Genomic DNA, 19,506 nt, shown 5'->3' on the forward strand with positions numbered 1-19,506 from the left:
TCCTCCTTTCGCCCTCCGGTCGGTGATCGACCCGTGATCGCCAACAGGATGCCGGGCGCCGGCATTCCCGCCTCGGGGATCCCTGGGACCCCTCGGGGCCTGGGGACGCCTACTGCCGGTACCCGCTCAGGAACCGTCCGATCCGGCTGATCGCCGCGTCCAGGTCGTCCACGTGCGGGAGCGTGAGGATGCGGAAGTGGTCGGGGGCCGGCCAGTTGAAGCCGGTGCCCTGCACGACCTGGATCTTCTCCCGCAGCAGCAGGTCCAGGACGAACTTCTCGTCGTCGTGGATCTTGTGCACACCGGGGTCGATCCTCGGGAACGCGTACAGCGCGCCCTTGGGCTTCACACAGGACACGCCCGGGATCTCGTTGAGCTTCTCCCAGGCACGGTCGCGCTGTTCGTGGAGGCGGCCGCCGGGCGCGGTGAGGTCACGGATGGACTGGCGGCCGCCGAGCGCGGCCTGGATGGCGTACTGGGCGGGGGCGTTGGGGCACAGCCGCATGGAGGCCAGCATGGTCAGGCCCTCCAGGTAGTCCCTGGCGTGCTGCTTGGGGCCGGTGACGACCAGCCAGCCGGAGCGGAAGCCCGCCACCCGGTACGTCTTGGACAGGCCGCAGAAGGTGAGGACCACGAGGTCGGGGGCGAGAGAGGCGGCCGCGTGGTGCACGGCGCCGTCGTACAGGATCTGGTCGTAGATCTCGTCGGCGAAGACCATCAGACCGTGGCGCCGGGCGAGGTCGAGGATGCCCTCGATGATCTCCTTCGGGTAGACCGCGCCGGTGGGGTTGTTCGGGTTGATGATGACCACGGCCTTCGTGCGGTCCGTGATCTTCGACTCCATGTCCGCCAGGTCGGGGTACCAGTCGGCCTGCTCGTCGCACAGGTAGTGGACCGCCTTGCCGCCCGCGAGCGTCGTCACGGCGGTCCAGAGGGGGAAGTCCGGCGCGGGGATCAGGACCTCGTCCCCGTCCTCGACCAGAGCCTGCACGGCCATCGACACGAGCTCCGACACGCCGTTGCCGAGGAAGACGTCGTCGACGCCGACCTCCAGGCCCAGGGTCTGGTAGCGCTGGGCCACGGCCCGCCGGGCGGAGAGGATGCCGCGCGAGTCCGTGTATCCGTGCGCCTGGGGGAGCATCCGGATCATGTCCTGGAGGATCTCCTCGGGCGCCTCGAAGCCGAAGAGCGCGGGATTGCCGGTGTTCAGGCGCAGCACGCTGTGGCCCGCCTCCTCCAGCGCGTTGGCGTGCTCTATCACCGGGCCCCGGATCTCGTAACAGACCTCGCTGAGCTTGTTCGACTGCCGGAACTCCATGCGCTCTCGCCCCTCCGGTATGTGGTGTTGCTTGGTTTTACCAAGTAGCAGCTTGGAAAGTCCAACAACATGTCTAGACTGCGTCGCATGTCACCTCGCCGAAGCTACGACCAGTACTGTTCCGCCGCCCGGGCCCTCGACGTCGTGGGCGACCGGTGGACCCTCCTGATCGTCAGGGAGTTGCTGGCCGGTCCCCGTCGCTACACCGACCTGCACGCGGACCTGCCGGGCGTCAGCACGGACGTACTCGCCTCGCGGCTGAAGGACATGGAGCGGGACGGACTGACGACCCGGCGCCGGCTGCCCCCGCCGGGCGCGGCGTACGTGTACGAACTCACCGGCCACGGCCGGGAGTTGCTGTCCGTGCTCCAGGCGCTGGGCGAGTGGGGCGCACCCCTGCTGGGGGACCGCCGGGCCACCGACGCCGTACGGGCGCACTGGTTCGCGCTGCCGCTGTCGCGCGTGCTGCGGGACGCGGGCGCGGGCACCGGGCTCGTCGAAGTGCGGCTGGAGGAAGGGGAGTTCCACCTGTGGGCCGGCGCCGAGGAAGGGCCGGTGTACGGGGAGGGGCCGGCGCCCGAGGAGCCGGACGCCCGGCTGTCCTTCGACACGGCGACCTGCGTGGCGGTGGCCCGAGGCGAGCTGAGCCTTCCGGACGCGGTGCGCGAAGGGCGTGTGGAGGTGCGGGGGGAGGGCGCACTGGCCAAGGAGTTGCGGGAGGCGTGACGGCCGCCCTGACGGGGAGCGGCCCGCCGAACCGGCAGGGTTCGGCGGGCCACCGAAGGGGGCGGTCCTCAGCCGGACGGCGAAGGTCAGGCGCCGGACGGCGAAGGCTGGGCGCCAGGCTCCGAAGGCCAGGCGCCCGACGGTGAAGGTCAGGCGCCCGGCGGCACCTGGGAAGGCCGTCCCGATCCCCGTGTCAACGCGTACCCGCCGACCCCGGCGAGGGCTGCGAGGATGCCGCCCACCGCGGTCCACACCCAGCGGTCGGACCACCATCCGGAGGCCCAGCCGTCGTCGGGTTCGAGTGAGGACAGCACGGCCGTCGGCGACTCGTCCGACCCCTCGGCCCCCTCGTCCCCGGACGGCTCCTCCGTGGTCATGGCGATACCGGGCACCAGCGGCTCCGCCAGCGAGCCGTCCACCGCCGCCGAACCGCCGACGTCCTTCGAGTCGACCCGGATCTCCGCGTTCACCGGCACACCCAGGTCGGCCGTTCCCAGGTCCGTGGCGGTCAGCCGCACGTAGTACGTCCCCGGCAGCGGGTCGTTCGCCCACTGCTCCGACCAGGCACGCACCGTGCGCAGGGTGCAGGACAGGTTCACCGCTCCGGCGTCCGCCCCGGCGAGACGCGTCTGCGCTCCGTACTGGCAGGCCTGACGGCGCCGCAGCCCGTCGTACACGTCGATCTGCCAGGTGGCCGAGGACCGCGCGGAGTCCGGCAGCTTCACCGTCGCCTTCACGGTGGGCCGCCCGCCCGCGTCCGCGGGGAACGACCAGTACAGGTAGTCGCCCGTGGAGGCGCTCGCCGTCGCCTTCTGCCCCTGTTCGATCTCCGTCGCCGTACGGAAGGACGTGCCCGCCTCGGTCGGCGCGTCACCCTCCTGCGAACCGTCGCCCGAACCGTCGTCCGACGGGCTCGCGGAAGGCGAGGAGTCGGCGACGGCGGGGGACACGGTGCCGCCGAGCAGCAGGAACACCCCGGCCGTCACCGCTCCGGCCGCCGCCCGCACCACGCGTGTGGCCCGTACCCCGCGTGTGGTCCGCCTCATCCGTATCGTCCGCATCAGTTGGTCCTCCAGACCGCGACCCGCCAGCGCGACAGCCAGCCCCAGAGCACCCCCGCCAGGAAACCGGCCAGTACCAGCACACCCAGCAGCCACCAGCCGCGCCCGAGACCGAACGAGGCCACGTCGCTCGACCCGCCGGGCCCGTCCACGACGTCGATCGTCATTTCGAGGGGCAGCCCGGGGGTCGTCTTCACACCGGCGGCCGGGGAGAAGGAGTTGGTGACCTGGAGGCACACGGTCTCGGCCGCGGGCTTGACGTCGTCCTCCACGTCGTCGTCGAGTTCGGCCTTCGGATAGCGAAGGCCCGTCGAGATCACATCGGTGCGGCCGTTGCCCGCGGCCTCGCCGCGCACGATCTCCCGCCCGTGCACGGTCACCGCGCGCAGCAGCAGACCGTACGACGGGTCGACCCGGCGGTCCGCCGCGACGCTCACCGAGGCGCGCAGCTCCTGGCCCGGCAGGACGTCCACGCGGTACCAGCGCTGCTGCCCGAACTCCTCACGGTCGGTGTAGAGACCGGACTGAAGGGCCGGTGCCCCGGCACACGCGCCGGCGCCCTCCACGCCCTTCGGCACCACCACCGGTTCGGCGGCGCGGTCCACCAACTGGTTGACGCGGTCGGTGAGTTCGTCCGCGTGCTCCACCGAGGTGTACGTGCCGCCGGTCGCCTCGGCGATGCAGCTGAGCTGGACGCGCAGCTTCGCGTTCGGCACCAGTCCGAGCGTGTCGATGGTGAGACCGATGCCCCGCGCCGCTATCTCGCGGGCCACCTCGCACGGGTCGAGCGGGGCGCAGGTGTCCTCGCCGTCGCTGATCAGCACGATGCGCTTGGAACCGTTGCCGCCCTCCAGGTCGTCGGCCGCCTTGAGCAGCGCGGGACCGATCGGGGTCCAGCCGGTCGGGGTGAGCGTCGCGACCGCCGTCTTGGCCTCGGTGCGGTCGAGCGGGCCGACCGGGTAGAGCTGCGCGGTGTCCTTGCAGCCCGTCTTCCGGTCGTCACCGGGGTAGTCGGCGCCCAGGGTGCGGATGCCGAGCTGAACGTCCTCCGGGGTCGCGTCGAGCACTTCGTTGAACGCCTGCTTCGCCGCGGCCATCCGCGAGTCGCCGTCGATGTCCCGTGCCCGCATCGAGCCGCTGACGTCGAGCACGAGGTCGACCTTGGGCGGGTCCTGGGCCGTCGTCTCGTCGGCCAGGGCCGTGGTCGGGACGGCGATCCCGGCCGCCAGGGCGGCGAGCAGGGCACAGACACCCGCCGCCAACCGTTTACTTGTGATCATCGGCGGATCTTATTGATCAGAGGCGGCGGGCCACAAAACGAGTGATCGCTCAGTTCAGGAGGCTCGGCAGCTCGGCCCAGCTGTCCCCCGGCCGCTCGGGCGACAGCCTCATCAGCGTCAGCGCCTTCGCGGGCACCGGCCCGTCCAGCAGCGTCCCGAGGTCGGGCGTGCGCGGCAGGTCCCGTACGACGGCCGAGAGCGCTTCGCGGAGCGCCGGCGTCGAACCGGCCGTCGCCCCCAGCGTTCCCGCGACCAGGGAGCCGAACAGCTTACGGCGCAACGTCGTCTCGTCGTCCGTGACGATCCGGCCGCTCAGTTCCGGGGCCGGGACACCGTGCCGGGCCAGCCGGGCCGGGCTCACCCGGATGTCGGCCAGGTCGCGGTAGACGAGGCGCACGGGGGCACCCGTGGGGGACAGGACCACGAGCAGGTTCTGGCCGTGCGCCTCCAGGGCCACGCCCAGGTCGAGCAAGCGGAGGCAGACCGTCAGCGTGAGGCGGGCGAAGCCGGCCAGCCACGAGGGTGACCGGGGCAGACCGGTCGCCGCGAGCGCGGCCACCGGGACGACGCGCTCGCCGCCGTCCACGTCCGCGTACGCGTCCGGCGACTCACGCACCACCGCGGCCAGATCCGGGGAACCCGTGGTGACCGCGCCCAGGGTGCGGGTGATGTGCAGCAGGCCGTCCGTGCGGACGGCGATGCGCTCCATGAAGGCCGAGACCGTCGCCGACGTCTCGATCGAGTAGACCGAGATGTCCCGCACCGCGGAGGTCAGCCGGGCGCTCAGCGCCGTCTTGACGTGCGGGCCGTCGTCGGAAAGGGCGAGGGTGCGCAGCGACATCAGCGGATGAGCGGTGATCCCTTCCTCCGGGCGGGACGTGAGCACATGGGCGGCCTGCCAGGGATGGACCGGGATCAGCACGCGCCCACCGTCACGGAACCGCCTCGGCCAGGCGCCGACCACCAGACAGGCGTCCACCGGGGCCAGCCCCAGCCGGACGAGCGGCCGGTGCTCCGGCCCGTACGCGAGCTGCTCCGCCGCCGAGAAACCGGGCCGGGAACGGCAGTTGGGATGGAAGGGGTGACCGTCGACCACCCCCTGCTCCCACTCCCGGCTCATCACCGGGGCCCCGGCGGGGGTCTGGTTCGCGCGGGACAGCGCCAGGGACGCCGTGCTGTGATCGAGTTCGGCCGCGAAGCCGGCGCCGTGCGGGACGGCCAGCGCGGTCATGAGCCGCGCCGGACGGTCGTACGGTATGCCGTCGAGCCGCACCTCGGCGGCATACGCGGCCGTCGCGTACGGGTCCGCGGGCGGGCCGTGCAGCCGGCGGCCGTCGGCGAGGTGGAGCGTGAGACCGTGTCGGCCCGTCTCACGGCGCGTGACCCAGGGCAGTGGCTCATGGGCGAGCCCCCGCCACAGCCGGGACAGCACGGCCGCCCGGGCACCGGGGAGCGCCGCCGCGTACGGCCGCGTCAGGTCGGGGCGTACGGCGCACAGCTCGGCACCGAGCGCGGCCTCGGCATCGGACGTCGGACGACGGTGCACGAGCGGGCTCCTCGGGCCTGTGGTGAAAGCGGCGTCGTCCGGCAGGCGCCGCTTGCGACACAGGCTTCCGACACAGGCCCAGGGTACGGGGGGGGCTCTGTGCCGGGACGCCGTACGGAGACTGGGGCGGGACGCTGTAGGCCCGCCTGCCCGCACGGCTTCGCCACCCAAGATGAGGGCGGACATACTGATCAGGAGTGCGTCGTATGGAGCGAATGGACCCCCGTGGACGGCAACGACCCCCGTGACGACCCCGGCGCCGTCGCCGATGCCTGTGCCGCCGCGCCGCTGCTGAACTGCCTGCTGCGGGAGGCGGCCGAGCGCGTCGATGCCGGTGTGTACCGGCTCCGGGCCAGCGGCCGCCTCCTGCGGGTACGCGGCACACGCCGCCCCACGGAACCCGAGGTGCGCACGGCCGGGTCCTGGCACCGGCTCACCCACCCCGAGCTCGTCAAACTCACCGCCGAGGAACTCCGTCTGCTCACCGGACTGTCCAATTCCGAACTGCCCGCCGAGATGCTCGACAGCCGCGACGCGGTGGCCGCCCTCCTCACCGCCCGCGCCCACGCCACGGCACCCACCGACCCCTACCTCCGCTCCGAACAGTCCCTCGTCATCGGGCACCCCCACCACCCGGCCCCCAAGGCACGCGGCGGCGGCCCGATCGCGGCCTGGCTGCCGTACGCTCCCGAGGCGTACGCCGCCTTCCCGCTGACGCTGCTGGGCGTACGCGAGGACACGGTCGTGGAGGAGGGCGACACCACGGCCCTGGACGCCCTGGGGGCGGCCCCGCCCGGTTACCGTCTGCTGCCCGCCCACCCCTGGCAACTGGACCTCGTCGCAGCGGAGCTGGCCCCCGCTCTCGCGGACGGCCGACTCGTCCGGCTCGGCCGCACACCCGCCCCGGTCCGGCCCACGGCGGCCATCCGCACCGTGTACGCGCCGGAGGACGACCTCTTCCTCAAGTTCAGCCTGGACGTGCGGATCACCAACGACGTGCGCCGGCTGTGGCGGCACGACCTGCTCAAGCTGCGCCGTACGGACACGGCGGTCGCCACGGCGTTCGCGGAGCAGCCGGGCGCCTGGCTGAGCGACCGCGGCTACCGGACCGCCGACTTCGCCTTCGAGGAACTCGCCGTCCTCGTCCGCGACGGCCTGCGCGCCCACCTCGCCCCCGGGGCGACGCCCCTCCTCGCCGCCGCCCTCGCCGAGGGCTTCGACGGCAGCCCGCTCGACCGGACCGCCGACCCGGCCGCGTGGTGGGAGGCCTACCTGCGTGCGGTCGTGCCCCCGGCGCTGGGCACGTTCCACGACCACGGAGTCGTCCTCGAAGCCCACCTCCAGAACACCGTGGTCGCCGTCGGCCCCGACGGCACACCCGTGCAGGCCCTGTTCCGCGACGCGGAGGGCGTGAAACTCGTACCGGACGTGGGCCGCGTGGCGGGCTGGGAACGCCTGGTGTACTGCCTGATCGTCAACAACCTGAGGGAGATCGCGGACGCCGTCGCCGAACGCCACCCGGGCGTCCGTCTGTGGCCCGCCGCACGCCGGGAGCTGGCGCGCCACCGGCGCATCCCCGAGATCACCGCCCTGCTCGACGCGCCCACCCTCCCCGGCAAGACGAACCTCCTGCTGCGCTGGACCTCCGCGGACGGCGCGGACGCGCGCTACCGGCCCGTGGCCAACCCCCTTCGCGGCGCGTAAGTGGGCGCGTGCCGGAGGTTTGGCCTCGGCGGTTCGGGCAACAGCGACACTCCTGGACGGAAGGAACCTCCAAGGACCTCCAAGGAGCGGAGATGAACCTGAAGACCGCCAGACGGCATCCGCCGGTGACCCCACCCGTCCGCCCGGCCGGCCTGTGGCGGAGGACTCTGGACGCCGGGGCCCGGCTCCTGCAGACCGCCACCCCTCTGAAGAACTTCGATGTGTACGTCGTCGGCTTCCACTGCGCCAAGGGACGTCCGGACGAGCAGATGGAGGCCCACCACTACTGCCGGATCGTCGGCGAGGACATGCTCCAGTGCGCGCTGTTCGACGGCAACACCGCCGACGCCAACCTCATCGGCGTCGAGTACATCGTCTCGGAAGCCCTGTTCGAGGAGTTCCCGCAGGCCGAGAAGGATTACTGGCACCCGCACAACTTCGAGATCCTCTCCGGGCAACTGGTCGCGCCCGGCCTCCCCGACACGGCGGAGAAGGCGCTGATGAAACTGCTGATCAACTCCTACGGGAAGACCTGGCACACCTGGCACACCGGGCGCCAGGAAGGCGAACCGGGCATGGAACTGCCCTACGGCGACCCGAAGCTGATGTGGTCCTTCAACCGGGAAGGGGAGTGCGACCCGGCGCTGGCCCGCCGCCGCGACGAGGCCATGGCCATCGACACCCGGTCCAAGGCCGCCCACCGGCAGGACTTCCTCGCCCTCACCCACCCACAGCACGGCGTCGACGCCATGGCCACCGACTTCCCGGCTGCCACACCGGTCCCCGGCGTCACCGACGCCGACCGCTCGCGCTGACTAGCCGACCGCTCGCGCCGACAACGGGGCGTACGCGGGCCTGTGCAGGGCACCGACCATCGGAGGTGCGTCATGACCGTCCTCCCGCCCGACGACACGGTGGGGATCCGGTTCGTCGGCAACGCCACCACGCTCATCCACTACGGTCGGCTGACACTGCTCACCGATCCCAACTTCCTGCACCGGGGCCAGTACGCCCACCTCGGCTACGGCCTGCTCGCCCGCCGCCTGACCGAACCGGCGCTCACCATCCGGGACGTCCCCCGCGACCTCGACGCGGTGGTGCTGTCGCATCTGCACGGCGACCACTGGGACCGCGTCGCGCGGCGGGGCCTGGACCGGTCGCTGCCCGTCCTCACCACCCCGCACGCCGCCCGGTGGCTGCGCCTGCGCGACGGATACAAGCGGGCGACCGGCCTGCCGACCTGGCACAGCCACACCCTGGAGCGTGACGGCAGCCGGGTCACGGTCACCGCCCTGCCGGGACAGCACGCGCTCGGCCCGCTGCGTCGCCTGCTGCCCCCCGTCATGGGAAGCCTGCTGGAGTTCGGCCCGGCGAACGGGCCCGTGCGGCTGAGGCTGTACCTCTCCGGTGACACCCTGCTGTTCGACGGCATCGACGAGATCGCCCGCCGCTGTCCGGACATCGGGCTGGCCGTCCTGCATCTGGGCGGTACGACGCTCCCGGGCGGCTGGGTGGTGACCATGGACGGCGCGCAGGGGGCCGAACTGGTCGACCGGCTGCGCCCACGCGCGGTGATGCCCGTGCACTACGACGACTACTCGGTGTTCCGCTCCCCGCTGACCGACTTCCTCGCCGAGGCCGAGCGGCGTGGCTGGGTCCGCGACGTCGTACGGTGCGAGCCCGGTCACCTGGCGCGGGTGACCGCCGAAGCGGAGGTCCACGTGGTATAGGCCGCAATGTCCGAATTCGCGGGTTCGGTTTCCGGACGCTCCGGGTACCCGGGGTCGGAACAAGGATCCGAGGAGGGTGAAGCAATGAGCGAAGCGAACGAGGAACGCAGGCAGGCGGCGCGACTGCCGGAAGGCGACGTGGTGGGGATCCTGCTGGAGCAGCACGCCAGGATCCGGGACCTCTTCGCCGATGTGAAGAGCGCTGAGGGCGACCACAAGCAACAGGCCTTCGACGAGCTGAGAGCGCTGCTCGCGGTACACGAGACGGCCGAGGAAATGATCGTACGGCCGGTCGCGAAGGACACCGCGGGGCCGCAGGAGGCCGATGCGCGCAATCACGAGGAGCAGGAAGCGAACAAGGTGCTCGCGCAACTGGAGAAGATGGGCGTCGACGATTCCGGCTTCGATGCCCGCTTCGCGGAGTTCGAGAGGTCGGTCATCGACCACGCCGAGCACGAGGAGAGGGAAGAGTTCCCGGCGGTGCACTCCGGACGCAGCGAGGACCAGCTCAAGCGGATGGGCACCCTGCTCCGCACGGCCGAGAAGATCGCTCCCACCCACCCCCATCCTTCGGCGGCGGGTAAGCCGATGGCCCAGTGGAGTGTGGGCCCGTTCGCCTCTCTGGTCGACCGTACGCGCGACGCCATCCGGTCTGCCGGGTCGGCACGCTGACGACGGCCGCCACCGCCGCCCTTCGCCCCCGGCACGGCTGGGGCGGCTCCCGGGCCAGGAATTCCCGCAGTCGACCGCGACGGCTCGGGCGCTCCGCGCCGGCTGGCGCGCCCGGCTATCATCGTCACTTCATGCCAGAGGCTGGACGCAAGAGGCGCACTGCCGTTGACGGACTGCTCGGGAGGCAGGGCGATGAGCATGCCGGCCGTAACTCCCCGGATTCTCCCCAGGGCTGACCGGTGGGGCCCGGGGCCATGCTGAGGGAAGTCACCGCAAGCCGCTACGTCGCACCCTTGCGCTCCGGTGGCTCCGTCCCCGGAGTCGTCGAGGCCGACGACCTGGGCACGTACGTCGTGAAGTTCACGGGCTCCGCGCAGGGCCGCAAGGCGCTGGTCGCCGAGGTGATCGTCGGCGAGCTGGCACGGGCCCTCGGCCTGCGTTTCCCCGAACTGGTCCTCGTGCACTTCGACCCGGAGATCGCCGCGCACGAGCCCCATCAGGAGGTGCGGGAACTCCACGGGGTGAGCGCGGGAGTCAACCTGGGCATGGACTACCTCCCGGGCGCGAAGGACTTCACCCCGGAGATCGCGAAGACCTTCTCCGTGGACCCCGTGGAGGCGGGCCGGATCGTCTGGCTGGACGCGCTGACCGTGAACGTCGACCGTACGGTGCACAGCTCGAACCTGATGATCTGGCCGACCCTCGGCACCGTGCCCCCGCGCCTGTGGCTGATCGACCACGGCGCCGCCCTCGTCTTCCATCACCGCTGGGACACCTCGGCGCCCGACAAGGCGTACGACTTCCGCCACCATGCGCTCGGCCACTACGGGCCCGACACACGGGCCGCCGACGCCGAACTCGCGCCTCGCGTCACCGAGGAACTGCTGCGCGAGGTCGTGGCCGAGGTCCCCGACGCCTGGCTGACCGAGCACCCCGGCTTCGCGACGCCCGGCGAGGCACGCGAGGCCTACGTCGCGTATCTCTCCGCCCGCGTGAAGGCGTCCGCGACCTGGCTGCCCATCGGCTTCCCCAGCCGCGAGGAACTGGCCGCCGAGAACGTCCTGCGCGTGGCGAAGACCCGGCAAGGACGCCCGGACTGGCTCAAACAGGTCCCCGACCTGCACGGCAAGCCCGCGGCCGGACAGGATTGGTCGGTGCACCTCGGATGACGGATGTGCGGCGCGTGGAGATCGAGTACTGCACCCAGTGCCGCTGGCTGCCCCGCGCTGCCTGGCTGGCACAGGAACTGCTCACGACGTTCGAGGCCGAACTGACCGAGCTGTCCCTGAAGCCCGGCAAGGGCGGCGTGTTCGTCGTCCGCGTGGGCGACGAGGTGGTCTGGGACCGCCGCGAGCAGGGATTCCCGGAGCCCACGGCGGTGAAGAAGGCCGTACGCGACCGAGTGGCCCCGGGGAAGTCCCTGGGCCACTCGGACAGGCCTGCGTGAGGGTCAGCCCTTGAGCTGCTCGTACGCCGGCAGGGTCAGGAAGTCCACGTAGTCAGCGTCGAGGGCGACCTGGAGCAGCAGGTCGTGGGCCTGCTGCCAGTTTCCGGCGGCGAAGGCATCCTCGCCGAGTTCGGCCCTGATGTTCTCCAGTTCCTCGGCGGCGACCTTGCGGGCCAGCTCCGGGGTGGCCTTCAGGGACTCCCCGGCGTGCTCGAACTCGACGCCCGCGTTGATCCACTGCCAGATCTGGGAGCGGGAGATCTCGGCGGTGGCCGCGTCCTCCATGAGGTTGAAGATGGCCACCGCACCGAGGCCGCGCAGCCAGGCCTCGATGTACCGCATGCCCACCTGCACGGCGTTGACGAGGCCGTCGTACGTCGGCCTGGCGTCCAGGGAGTCGATCGCGATCAGATCGGCGGCCTCGACATGGACGTCCTCGCGGAGGCGGTCCTTCTGGTTCGGCCGGTCGCCGAGGACCTTGTCGAAGGACTCCATCGCGATCGGGACCAGGTCGGGGTGGGCGACCCAGGAGCCGTCGAACCCGTCGTTCGCCTCGCGGTCCTTGTCGGCGCGGACCTTCTCGAAGGCGACCTTGTTGACCTCGGGGTCCCGGCGGGACGGGATGAAGGCCGCCATGCCACCGATGGCGTGGGCGCCGCGCTTGTGGCAGGTGCGGACGAGGAGTTCGGTGTACGCCCGCATGAACGGGGCCGTCATCGTCACCGCGTTACGGTCCGGGAGCACGAACTTCGCTCCGCCGTCACGGAAGTTCTTGACGATGGAGAAGAGGTAGTCCCAGCGGCCCGCGTTCAACCCCGAGGCGTGGTCGCGGAGTTCGTAGAGGATCTCCTCCATCTCGTACGCGGCCGTGATCGTCTCGATGAGGACGGTGGCGCGGACCGTGCCCTGCGGGATGCCGGCATAGTCCTGCGCGAAGACGAAGACGTCGTTCCAGAGGCGGGCCTCCAGGTGCGACTCCGTCTTGGGGAGGTAGAAGTACGGGCCCTTGCCGAGGTCCAGCAGGCGCTGGGCGTTGTGGAAGAAGTACAGGCCGAAGTCGACGAGCGCGCCGGGGACCGGGGTGCCGTCGGCGTCGACGAGGTGCCGCTCGTCGAGGTGCCAGCCGCGCGGCCGCATGACGACCGTCGCCAGCTCCTCGTTCGGTCGCAGGGCGTACGACTTGCCGGTGCGCTCGTCCGTGAAGTCGATGTTCCGGGTGTACGCGTCGGCCATGTTCACCTGGCCCAGGACCACGTTCTCCCACGTCGGGGCGGAGGCGTCCTCGAAGTCCGCGAGCCAGATCCTGGCGCCCGAGTTGAGGGCGTTGATGGTCATCTTGCGGTCGGTGGGACCGGTGATCTCGACACGGCGGTCGTTCAGGGCGTCCGGTGAGGGAGCCACCTTCCAGGAGTCGTCCGCGCGGATCACGGCGGTCTCCGGGAGGAAGTCGAGCGTGGAGGTGCGGGCGATCTCGGCTCGGCGCTCCGCGCGACGCGCGAGGAGCTCGTCACGCCGGGGCGTGAACAGCCGGTGCAGCTCGGCCACGAAGGCGAGGGCCGCGTCGGTGAGGACCTCCTCCTGCCGGGGCAGGGGATCTGCGTCGACGATGGCCAGCGGGGAGGGCGCTGGTGCGGACATGACCTGTCACTTCCTTCAGCGAGCTGACGTGAGTACACCGCGGCACCGGCACCGGGTGTCTGACCACTGCCTCATCAGGGCTGATCAGGCACGGTCAATGGATACTAGTTTCCTCATGGTGGAAGCTCAATGATGTGGCGACGTCGAGGATCTCCGGGGCGAGGCCGTGGGGCGACCCGTGCCACCCGCTCACTCAAGGTGGACCAGGTCGCTGTCCGTGTCGATGTCGTACGGCTGTGCCACGTCCCCGCACTCGACGAGCGTCACCTCGTCCTCATGGGCCTTGAGATAGGCGCGTGCCCCTCGGTCCCCGGTCGCCGTCGCGGCGATGCCGTCCCAGTGAGCGGAGCCGAAGAGAACGGGGTGCCCCCTCGCCCCGTCGTAAGCGGCCGCGGCGAGCGATTCCTCCGACCCGTACGCGGCGAGTACACGCGCCACCGCCTCCGGTCCGATGCCCGGCTGGTCCACCAGTGACACCAGTGCGGCCCGGACTCCCGTACCGGCCAGCGACTCCAGCCCGGCCCGCAGCGAGGAGCCCATGCCTCGCGCCCACTCCGGGTTGTCCACGAGCGTGCAGCCGGGCAGCGCGGCCCGCTCGCGCACCGCGTCCGCCTCGGCGCCGAGCACCACATGGATCCGGGAACAGCCTCCCGCGCGCAGGACCCCGACCGCGTGTTCGACGAGAAGACGTCCCCGGTGGGACAGGAGTGCCTTGGGGCGACCCCCGAGGCGGCGCCCGCCGCCCGCGGCCAGCAGTAGTCCGGCGACCTGGTCATTGGCGTCCGTCATGCCCCCTGCATACCGGACGCGGCGCGCGTGTGCCCAGGGACCCCTGTGGTCGGTCCTGTGTCCGGGGGCTGAATTTAGCTCCGCATGGTGGCGCCCGCGGCATTTGGTGGCGTTTACTGGCCCGCATCTCTGGATGGCCGGCCAGCGTCAGGGGAGCGTTGGGCCGTACGGAGACGCATGCGCGCTGGGCGGCGTGAGAGGGGGAGGCTGTGTTGCGGAGCTTGGGGCAGAGACCGGTGACCGGCAGCGACGAGGACCCGAGGGCGGTGGAGTTGAAGTCCGCCGTGTCCCGGCTGCGCCGTGAACTCGCCGCGCACCCCGCCGAGTTCACCGACCGGGCTGTGGCCGAGGACGAGCTCGCGGCCCTCGCCGCGATGGCGGTCGGCGGCATCCCCGAGGTGCCCCGCCTGCGCCGTTCCCTGCTTCTGATCGCCGGGTCCATCGGCTCGGTCAGTGCGCTGGCGAAGGGGCTGGCGGACGTACGGAGCGCGGTGGAACTGTACGGGGAGCCGCCGCGGAGGTGATCGGGCCGGGTTTTCCTCGCCCCCGCCGCCCCTACCCGTCCCATCCCTTCCTGGGGGCTGCCGCCCCCAGACCCCCGCTCATCGGCCTGAACGGCCTCGTCCTCAAACGCCGGACAGGCTGACGTTCAGCCCCTCCGGCGTTTGAGGAGCGGGGGTCCGGGGGGCGGCCCCCGAAGCCGGGGTCCGGGGCGGAGCCCCGAAAGCTGGGGCCGGGGCGCGGCTCCGGAGCCCGGGGGTCAGGGGGCGCAGCCCCCTTGGTGGGGTCGAAGGGGCAGCGCCCCTGGGGATGGGACGAGTAGCGGCGGCGGGGGCGCGAACCCCGGTCTCAGGTGCCCGTGCCGGAGCTGGCCAGCGCCTCCGACAACTCCACGGCCACCTGCTGCAGCACCGGCACGATCCGCTCCGTCGCCGGGTCCGTCACCCGGCCCGCCGGACCCGAGATCGAGATCGCCGCGGCGGTCGGCGAGTCGGGCACGGACACGGCCAGGCAGCGGACGCCGATCTCCTGCTCGTTGTCGTCGACCGCGTACCCGAGGCGCCGTACCTCCTCCAGCGCGGCCAGGAAACCATCAGCCGTGGTGATCGTCTTCTCGGTGGCGGCGGGCATGCCCGTACGGGCGAGCAGGGCGCGCACCTCCTCGTCCGGGAAGCCCGCGAGCAGTGCCTTGCCCACGCCCGTGGAGTGCGGCAGCACCCGGCGCCCCACCTCGGTGAACATACGCATCGAGTGCTTGGACGGCACCTGCGCCACGTACACGATCTCGTCGCCGTCCAGCAGCGCCATGTTCGCCGTCTCACCGGTCTCCTCGACCAGCCGGGCGAGGTAGGGACGGGCCCAGGTGCCCAGCAGCCGGGACGCCGACTCGCCGAGGCGGATCAGCCGGGGGCCGAGCGCGTACCGCCGGTTGGGCTGCTGGCGGACGTAACCGCAGGCCACGAGTGTGCGCATCAGCCGGTGGATCGTGGGCAGGGGCAGTCCGCTGCTCACGGAGAGTTCGCTGAGCCCCACCTCGCCGCCCGCGTCGGCCATCCGCTCCAGCAGGTCGAAGGCGCGCTCAAGGGACTGGACGCCGCCGGGCGCGGCGGACGGCTTGTCGGTGGTGCTGGCGCTCGACGACGGCACGGCGCGTTCCTTTCGGCTGGCAGGCAGGGCGACAGCCTACCCGTGAGTCGCATTCCGACCTCTTGGAAAGCCGCGTTCTGCCTGCTGGAATGTTAATTCCATTTTGTGGAAACGTACAGAGCGCCGGGAAAGCGTGCACAGTGGGCAAAGGCGCCCTTGACCGTGGGGATGGGGGAGTGAAAACTCCCTCAACAGATCGTTGAAGGCCCTGGTGTGGGTGCCGGCGTGAGAGACGTGAGAGAGGGGTCCGGGTGTCCGACGGCAGAGGGAACGACGTGAACGACGTGAACGACGTGAACGACGTGAACGACGTCGAACTGGTGCTGCGTTCGACCCGTGTGATCACTCCCGAAGGAACCCGCGCCGCCTCGGTCGCGGTCGCCGACGGCAGGATCACGGCCGTGCTGCCGTACGACTCAGGCGTGCCGGCGGGAGCCCGGCTGGAGGACTTCGGCGACGACGTCCTGCTGCCCGGGCTCGTCGACACCCACGTGCACGTCAACGACCCCGGCCGCACCGAGTGGGAGGGGTTCTGGACCGCGACGCGCGCGGCGGCGGCCGGCGGCATCACCACCCTCGTCGACATGCCCCTCAACTCCCTCCCGCCGACCACGACCGTCGACCACCTCCGCACCAAGCGTGAGGTCGCCGCGGCCAAGGCACACATCGACGTCGGCTTCTGGGGCGGCGCGCTTCCCGACAACGTCAAGGACCTGCGGCCGCTGCACGACGCGGGCGTCTTCGGCTTCAAGGCGTTCCTGTCGCCGTCGGGCGTGGACGAGTTCCCCGAGCTCGACAGGGAGCAACTGGACCGGTCGATGGCGGAGATCGCCGGGTTCGGCGGACTGCTGATCGTCCACGCCGAGGACCCGCGCCACCTGGCCTCCGCCCCGCAGCAGGGCGGCCCGAGGTACGCCGACTTCCTCGCCTCGCGCCCGCGCGGCGCCGAGGACGCGGCCATCATGACCCTGATCGAGCAGGCGAGGCGGCATGGCGCCCGTGTGCACGTGCTCCATCTGTCGTCGAGCGACGCGCTGCCACTGATCGCCGAGGCCAGACGGGACGGCGTGCGCATCACCGTGGAGACCTGCCCGCACTACCTGACGCTGACGGCGGAGGAAGTCCCGGACGGCGCCGGCGAGTTCAAGTGCTGCCCGCCCATCCGTGAGGCCGCCAACCAGGACCTGCTCTGGCAGGCGCTGGCCGACGGCACGATCGACTGTGTGGTCACCGACCACTCCCCGTCCACGGCCGACCTCAAGACCGACGACTTCGCCACCGCATGGGGCGGTATCTCCGGCCTCCAGCTCAGCCTGCCGGCGGTCTGGACCGAGGCGCGCAAGCGGGGCCACGATCTGGAGGACGTGGTCCGCTGGATGTCCACGCGTACGGCACAGCTCGTGGGCCTGGACGGACGCAAGGGCGCCATAGCGGTGGGCCGGGACGCCGACTTCGCCGTCCTCGCCCCCGACGAGACGTTCACCGTCGACCCCGCGGCCCTCCAGCACCGCAACCCCGTCACGGCGTACGCGGGCAGGACCCTGTACGGCGTGGTCAGGTCCACGTGGCTGCGCGGCGAGCGCGTCGTCGCGGACGGCGAGTTCACCGATCCGAAGGGCCGACTCCTCACCCGGCCCTCCTGACCCCCTCCCGTACCCGCGGCGCCCCACTCCGAAAGGCAGACTGATCACCGTGACGGCGATACCGAGTTTCACCGGCGACGCGAACCCCTACGGAGGCGGCGACCCCTACGCGGACTACCGCACCGCCGACTTCCCCTTCACCCACCATGCCAACCTCGCCGACCGCCGGCTCGGTGCCGGAGTCATCGCCGCCAACGACGAGTTCTTCGCCCAGCGCGAGAACCTCCTCCTGCCCGAGCGCGCCGAGTTCGATCCCGAGCACTTCGGGCACAAGGGCAAGATCATGGACGGCTGGGAGACGCGTCGGCGCCGTGGCGCCTCGGCGGACCACCCGTGGCCGACGGCCGAGGACCACGACTGGGCGCTGGTCCGTCTCGGCGCGCCGGGCGTCGTCCGGGGCGTCGTGGTCGACACGGCCCACTTCCGCGGCAACTACCCGCAGGCCGTGTCGATCGAGGGCGTGTCGTTCCCCGGCACCCCGTCCCCGGAGGAACTCCTCGCCGATGACGTGAAGTGGACGACGCTCGTCCCCCGCACCCCGGTCGGCGGCCACGCGGCCAACGGCTTCGCGGTGTCCGTCGAGCACCGCTTCACGCACCTGCGGGTGAACCAGCACCCCGACGGGGGCATCGCACGCCTGCGGGTCCACGGCGAGGTCGTCCCGGACCCCGCGTGGCTCGCGGCCCTCGGCACCTTTGACGTCGTGGCCCTGGAGAACGGCGGCCGGGCGGAGGACGCGTCGAACCTCTTCTACTCGCCCGCCACGAACTCCATCCAGCCGGGCCGGCCGCGGGCGATGCACGAGTGCTGGGAGACCCGTCGCCGCCGGGACCAGGGGCACGACTGGATCCGCTACCGGCTGGCCGCCCAGTCCGAGATCCGCGCGATCGAGATCGACACCGCGTATCTGAAGGGGAACGCGGCGGGGTGGGCGTCGGTGTCAGTACGCAACGCCGAGAAGACTGCGAACGGTGAGAACGGTGAGCAGGGGGAAGGGGACTGGACCGAAGTCCTGCCGCGCACCCGCCTCCAGCCCGACACGAACCACCGCTTCGTCCTCGACACGGCGGCCGTCGCCACGCACGCCCGCATCGACATCTACCCCGACGGGGGCATCTCGCGACTGCGGCTGCACGGCTCCCTGACCGAGGCGGGCGAAGCGCGGCTGGCGGCCCGGCACCAGGAGCTGAGCGACTGACGCAAGCCCCGCTCACCTGTTGGTGTGCGAGGCTGCCGCGGGTAGTTCCACGGTGATGCGGATCCCGCCGGCGGGGCGCGGGGTGAGGGTGAGTGTTCCGTCGTGTGCGCGGGTGATGGTCGTGACGATGGCCAGGCCGAGGCCGACGCCGGCGTGATCGGTGTGCAGGCGTTCGGTGCCGCGCTGGAACGGTTCGGTGAGGGTCGAGGCCCGCTCCGGGGTGACCTGCTCGCCGGTGTTCTCGACAGTGAGCACCACGGTCTTGGGGCGGACGCCGGTATGGACCCACACGGAGCCCTGTTCCGGCAGGTTGTGGACGATCGCGTTGTGCACGAGGTTCGTGGTCAGTTGCAGCAGGAGCGCTTGCGATCCGCTCGTGGGGGTGATGTCGCCGCTGGTCTCGATGGTGACGCCGTGCTTTTCCGCGAGGGGGAGGAGCGTTTCGGTGGCTTCTTCCGCCAGGAGGGACAGGTCGACGGGTTGGCGGGTGAAGGACCGCTGGTCGGCGCGGCTGAGCAGGAGCAGTGCCTCGGTGAGGTCGATCGCTCGGGTGTTGACGGCGTGGAGGCGGTCGAGGAGTTCGCCGGTGTCGTGGTGCGGGTCGGCGCGGGCCAGGTCGATGAGTGTCTTTGAGATCGCGAGCGGGGTGCGCAACTCGTGGGAGGCGTTCGCTGCGAATCTCCGCTGCTCGGCGACGTGTGCTTCGAGCCGTGTCAGCATCGTGTCGAAGGCGTCGGCGAGTTCGCGGAACTCGTCCTTGCGGCCCGGTAGCCGGATGCGGTGGGAGAGTGATCCGTTCGTGGCCGTGCGGGTGGCGTCCGTGATGCGGGTCAGGGGGGCGAGTACGCGGCCGGCGAGGATCCATCCGCCCACGAGGCCGAACACCAGCAGGACCGCCAACACCGCGGCTGCCCTCGGAGCGAAAACGTGCAGCAGGGCGGACCGGACGGGAAAAACGCCGTTCACCCTGTCATCGGGGTTGATGAGCATCGCACGGGTGGGGACGTAACGCAGGAGGAACACCCACACGGCGGCGAGCAGCAAGGCACCGGCAAGCATGAGGAACCCGGCGTAGCTGAGGGTGAGTTTGACGCGAACGCTCAACCC

The 19,506-nt window shown here is 71.4% G+C and carries 18 protein-coding genes; 10 read left to right on the forward strand and 8 right to left on the reverse strand.

The window, feature by feature from the left end; translation table 11 throughout:
• Nucleotides 1-109 precede the first annotated feature (109 nt).
• Nucleotides 110-1,318: a pyridoxal phosphate-dependent aminotransferase gene (locus IE262_RS25680; protein ID WP_189876921.1), complete on the reverse strand. Its 1,209-nt coding sequence runs from the start codon at nt 1,316-1,318 to the stop codon at nt 110-112.
• 87 nt (nt 1,319-1,405) lie between these two features.
• Here IE262_RS25680 and IE262_RS25685 point away from each other — a divergent pair, with 87 nt between their 5' ends.
• Nucleotides 1,406-2,044, forward strand: a complete 639-nt coding sequence (locus IE262_RS25685; protein ID WP_134028356.1) for a winged helix-turn-helix transcriptional regulator — start codon at nt 1,406-1,408, stop codon at nt 2,042-2,044.
• Nucleotides 2,045-2,193: 149 nt separating this feature from the next.
• On the opposite strand, the gene IE262_RS25690 is transcribed toward IE262_RS25685, so the two are convergent.
• Genes IE262_RS25690 through IE262_RS25700 form a run of 3 tightly spaced genes read right to left on the reverse strand, consistent with a single transcriptional unit; the run spans nt 2,194 to nt 5,931 of the window.
• Complete coding sequence (locus IE262_RS25690) at nt 2,194-3,105, reverse strand: hypothetical protein (RefSeq protein WP_229877467.1); 912 nt, start codon at nt 3,103-3,105, stop codon at nt 2,194-2,196.
• A complete protein-coding gene (locus tag IE262_RS25695; RefSeq protein WP_189876924.1) occupies nt 3,105-4,385 on the reverse strand; it encodes a VWA domain-containing protein in 1,281 nt (426 codons plus the stop codon). The genes IE262_RS25690 and IE262_RS25695 overlap by 1 nt, the downstream gene beginning before the upstream one ends.
• A gap of 49 nt (nt 4,386-4,434) precedes the next feature.
• On the reverse strand, nt 4,435-5,931 hold the full coding sequence (locus IE262_RS25700) for an IucA/IucC family protein (protein ID WP_189876927.1): 1,497 nt from the start codon (nt 5,929-5,931) through the stop codon (nt 4,435-4,437).
• A gap of 225 nt (nt 5,932-6,156) precedes the next feature.
• Here IE262_RS25700 and IE262_RS25705 point away from each other — a divergent pair, with 225 nt between their 5' ends.
• From IE262_RS25705 to IE262_RS25730, 6 genes are all read left to right on the forward strand, one after another.
• The gene (locus IE262_RS25705) at nt 6,157-7,635 is read left to right on the forward strand and encodes an IucA/IucC family protein (RefSeq protein WP_189876930.1); all 1,479 of its coding nucleotides are present in this window, start codon (nt 6,157-6,159) and stop codon (nt 7,633-7,635) included.
• A gap of 92 nt (nt 7,636-7,727) precedes the next feature.
• Nucleotides 7,728-8,450: an OBAP family protein gene (locus tag IE262_RS25710; protein WP_134028348.1), complete on the forward strand. Its 723-nt coding sequence runs from the start codon at nt 7,728-7,730 to the stop codon at nt 8,448-8,450.
• A 72-nt stretch (nt 8,451-8,522) separates the two neighbouring features.
• Entirely contained in the window at nt 8,523-9,365 is an 843-nt protein-coding gene (locus tag IE262_RS25715) for an MBL fold metallo-hydrolase (RefSeq protein ID WP_189876933.1), read from the forward strand.
• 84 nt (nt 9,366-9,449) lie between these two features.
• The gene (locus IE262_RS25720; protein WP_134028344.1) at nt 9,450-10,037 is read left to right on the forward strand and encodes a hemerythrin domain-containing protein; all 588 of its coding nucleotides are present in this window, start codon (nt 9,450-9,452) and stop codon (nt 10,035-10,037) included.
• Between the two features lie 254 nt (nt 10,038-10,291).
• Nucleotides 10,292-11,206 carry a HipA family kinase gene (locus IE262_RS25725; protein ID WP_189876935.1) on the forward strand — a complete coding sequence of 305 codons (915 nt, stop codon included), beginning with the start codon at nt 10,292-10,294 and terminating at the stop codon, nt 11,204-11,206.
• Complete coding sequence (locus tag IE262_RS25730; protein WP_189876938.1) at nt 11,203-11,484, forward strand: Rdx family protein; 282 nt, start codon at nt 11,203-11,205, stop codon at nt 11,482-11,484. The genes IE262_RS25725 and IE262_RS25730 overlap by 4 nt, the downstream gene beginning before the upstream one ends.
• Nucleotides 11,485-11,487: 3 nt before the next feature.
• Here IE262_RS25730 and aceB read toward each other — a convergent pair whose 3' ends face one another.
• Nucleotides 11,488-13,122 (reverse strand): malate synthase A, encoded by a 1,635-nt coding sequence (aceB, locus tag IE262_RS25735; RefSeq protein ID WP_189876941.1) that lies wholly within the window; start codon nt 13,120-13,122, stop codon nt 11,488-11,490.
• A 189-nt stretch (nt 13,123-13,311) separates the two neighbouring features.
• Nucleotides 13,312-13,911, reverse strand: coding sequence for a nucleotidyltransferase family protein (locus IE262_RS25740; protein WP_189876944.1), 600 nt, complete (start codon nt 13,909-13,911; stop codon nt 13,312-13,314).
• A 209-nt stretch (nt 13,912-14,120) separates the two neighbouring features.
• Here IE262_RS25740 and IE262_RS25745 point away from each other — a divergent pair, with 209 nt between their 5' ends.
• Nucleotides 14,121-14,435, forward strand: a complete 315-nt coding sequence (locus tag IE262_RS25745; protein ID WP_166681496.1) for a DUF5955 family protein — start codon at nt 14,121-14,123, stop codon at nt 14,433-14,435.
• A gap of 325 nt (nt 14,436-14,760) precedes the next feature.
• Here the strand turns inward: IE262_RS25745 and IE262_RS25750 are convergent, their stop codons facing one another.
• Nucleotides 14,761-15,558: an IclR family transcriptional regulator gene (locus IE262_RS25750; RefSeq protein ID WP_189876946.1), complete on the reverse strand. Its 798-nt coding sequence runs from the start codon at nt 15,556-15,558 to the stop codon at nt 14,761-14,763.
• A 302-nt stretch (nt 15,559-15,860) separates the two neighbouring features.
• On the opposite strand from IE262_RS25750, the gene allB reads away from it, so the two are divergent.
• Both allB and alc read left to right on the forward strand, forming a co-directional pair.
• Nucleotides 15,861-17,201 carry an allantoinase AllB gene (gene allB / locus IE262_RS25755; RefSeq protein ID WP_189877143.1) on the forward strand — a complete coding sequence of 447 codons (1,341 nt, stop codon included), beginning with the start codon at nt 15,861-15,863 and terminating at the stop codon, nt 17,199-17,201.
• Between the two features lie 49 nt (nt 17,202-17,250).
• Nucleotides 17,251-18,399 carry an allantoicase gene (gene alc / locus IE262_RS25760; RefSeq protein WP_189876948.1) on the forward strand — a complete coding sequence of 383 codons (1,149 nt, stop codon included), beginning with the start codon at nt 17,251-17,253 and terminating at the stop codon, nt 18,397-18,399.
• A gap of 12 nt (nt 18,400-18,411) precedes the next feature.
• Here alc and IE262_RS25765 read toward each other — a convergent pair whose 3' ends face one another.
• Nucleotides 18,412-19,503 (reverse strand): sensor histidine kinase, encoded by a 1,092-nt coding sequence (locus IE262_RS25765; protein ID WP_308432792.1) that lies wholly within the window; start codon nt 19,501-19,503, stop codon nt 18,412-18,414.
• Between the last annotated feature and the right edge of the window lie 3 nt (nt 19,504-19,506).

The sequence above is a fragment of the Streptomyces bluensis genome (assembly GCF_014650715.1).
Taxonomy (GTDB): Bacteria; Actinomycetota; Actinomycetes; order Streptomycetales; family Streptomycetaceae; genus Streptomyces; species Streptomyces bluensis.

Coding starts and splice junctions, on each gene's coding strand:
- IE262_RS25710 (WP_134028348.1), top strand. CDS start 7,728: ATGAACCTGAAGACCGCCAGACGGCATCCGCCGGTGACCCCACCCGTC.
- IE262_RS25685 (WP_134028356.1), top strand. CDS start 1,406: ATGTCACCTCGCCGAAGCTACGACCAGTACTGTTCCGCCGCCCGGGCC.
- IE262_RS25695 (WP_189876924.1), bottom strand. CDS start 4,385: ATGATCACAAGTAAACGGTTGGCGGCGGGTGTCTGTGCCCTGCTCGCC.
- IE262_RS25730 (WP_189876938.1), top strand. CDS start 11,203: ATGACGGATGTGCGGCGCGTGGAGATCGAGTACTGCACCCAGTGCCGC.
- IE262_RS25715 (WP_189876933.1), top strand. CDS start 8,523: ATGACCGTCCTCCCGCCCGACGACACGGTGGGGATCCGGTTCGTCGGC.
- IE262_RS25680 (WP_189876921.1), bottom strand. CDS start 1,318: ATGGAGTTCCGGCAGTCGAACAAGCTCAGCGAGGTCTGTTACGAGATC.
- IE262_RS25690 (WP_229877467.1), bottom strand. CDS start 3,105: ATGCGGACGATACGGATGAGGCGGACCACACGCGGGGTACGGGCCACA.
- IE262_RS25720 (WP_134028344.1), top strand. CDS start 9,450: ATGAGCGAAGCGAACGAGGAACGCAGGCAGGCGGCGCGACTGCCGGAA.
- IE262_RS25740 (WP_189876944.1), bottom strand. CDS start 13,911: ATGACGGACGCCAATGACCAGGTCGCCGGACTACTGCTGGCCGCGGGC.
- IE262_RS25725 (WP_189876935.1), top strand. CDS start 10,292: ATGCTGAGGGAAGTCACCGCAAGCCGCTACGTCGCACCCTTGCGCTCC.
- aceB (WP_189876941.1), bottom strand. CDS start 13,122: ATGTCCGCACCAGCGCCCTCCCCGCTGGCCATCGTCGACGCAGATCCC.